We start from the raw sequence: 1,742 nt of genomic DNA on the forward strand, positions 1-1,742 counted from the left end.
GCGGGCCCGCGCGGCGGGCCCGCGGGGAGGGTCAGCCCAGCTTTGCGAAGACCTCGCGCGCCACGGCCACCGTGGCGTCGATCTCGGCCTCGCCGTGCGCGACCGACACGAAGCCAGCCTCGAAGGCCGAGGGCGCGAAGTAGTGGCCGGCCTCCAGCATGGCGTGGAAGAAGCGGTTGAAGCGCTCCTTGTCCGTGGCCATCACCTGGGCGAAGGACGCCGGAACCTGGTCGGCGAAATAGACGCCGAACATGCCACCCACCGCATCCGCGCTGAAGGTGACGCCCGCGTCGCGCGCCGCCGCCGCAAGACCGGCGACCAGGCGCTGCGTGCTCGCCGTGAGCTTGTCGTAGAACCCGGCCTCGCGCGTCAGCTTCAGCGACACCATGCCCGCCGCCACCGCCACCGGGCTGCCCGACAGGGTGCCGGCCTGATACACGCTACCGAGCGGGGCGATCCTTTCCATGATGTCGCGGCGGCCGCCGAAGGCGCCCACCGGCATGCCGCCGCCGATCACCTTGCCGAGCGTGGTCAGGTCCGGCGTGATGCCGTACAGGCCCTGCACGCCCTGCGGGCCGACGCGGAAACCGGTCATCACCTCGTCGAAGATCAGCACGGCGCCGTGCTCGGTGCAGATGCGGCGCAGGCCTTCCAGGAAGCCGGGCTGCGGCTTGATCAGGTTCATGTTGCCGGCGACCGGCTCGACGATGATCGCGGCGATCTCGTCGCCGCGCGCCTTGAACACGTCCTCGACCTGCTGCAGGTCGTTGTAGTCGAGCACGATGGTGTGCTTGGCAAAGTCCGCCGGCACGCCGCCCGAGGACGGGTTGCCGAAGGTCAGCAGGCCTGAGCCGGCCTTCACCAGCAGGCTGTCGGCGTGGCCGTGGTAGCAGCCCTCGAACTTCACGATCGCGTCGCGGCCGGTGAAGCCGCGGGCGAGGCGGATCGCGCTCATGGTGGCCTCGGTGCCGGAGCTCACCAGGCGCACCATCTCGACCGAGGGCAGCATGGCGCAGATCAGCTCGGCCATGTCGACCTCGCTCTCGGTGGGCGCGCCGAAGGACAGGCCCTTCAGTGCCGCCTCGCGCACCGCCTCGACGATCGCCGGGTGGGCGTGGCCGGCGATGGCCGGGCCCCAGGAGCCGACGTAGTCGATGTATTCCTTGCCGTCCGCATCCCACACCCGGGCGCCTTCGGCGCGCGCGAGGAAGCGCGGCGTGCCGCCCACCGAGCGGAAGGCGCGGACGGGCGAGTTAACGCCACCGGGGATGCTGCGCTGGGCGCGCTGGAAGAGGGCTTCGTTACGGCTGGTCATGGCAGAGGGTTCCTGTGCTGCGTGCGAAAGGCGGCATTGTCGCGCCGCGCACGCCCCCGGTCCACCGCGCAGGTCAAGGCGCGCGGAAAAGCACGCCGTAGGCCCGCGCACGCGCAGCCGGATCGGGCGCGCCGAAGACGTCGCCGACCACCGCGAGCAGGTCGGCCCCCGCGGCGAGTACCTGCGGCGCGCGCTCCAGCGTGATGCCGCCGATCGCCGCAACCGGCAGGCCGAGTTCGCGCTTCGCCCGCTCGATGAGCGCGAAGGGCGCGGGCGGCGCGTGGGGCTTGGTGGTGGAAGGGAACATCGCGCCGAAGGCGATGTAGTCGGCGCCGACCTCGGCGCCCCCGGTCGCGCGCGACCAGTCGGCGTAGCAGGTGAGCCCGAGGATGCGGCGCGGGCCGAGCGCGCCGCGCGCCGCCGCGGG

The 1,742-nt window shown here is 72.4% G+C and carries 2 protein-coding genes; both read right to left on the reverse strand.

All coding sequences use genetic code 11. From position 1 onward, the window contains the following. Positions 1 to 31 precede the first annotated feature (31 nt). Positions 32 to 1,315 (reverse strand): glutamate-1-semialdehyde 2,1-aminomutase, encoded by a 1,284-nt coding sequence (hemL, locus tag C667_RS22710; RefSeq protein WP_004387666.1) that lies wholly within the window; start codon positions 1,313 to 1,315, stop codon positions 32 to 34. A gap of 73 nt (positions 1,316 to 1,388) precedes the next feature. Further along, positions 1,389 to 1,742: thiamine phosphate synthase (locus C667_RS22715; protein WP_004387668.1), on the reverse strand; the 354-nt coding region annotated here is incomplete at its 5' end.

Source organism: Thauera phenylacetica B4P (assembly GCF_000310225.1).
GTDB lineage: Bacteria > Pseudomonadota > Gammaproteobacteria > Burkholderiales > Rhodocyclaceae > Thauera > Thauera phenylacetica.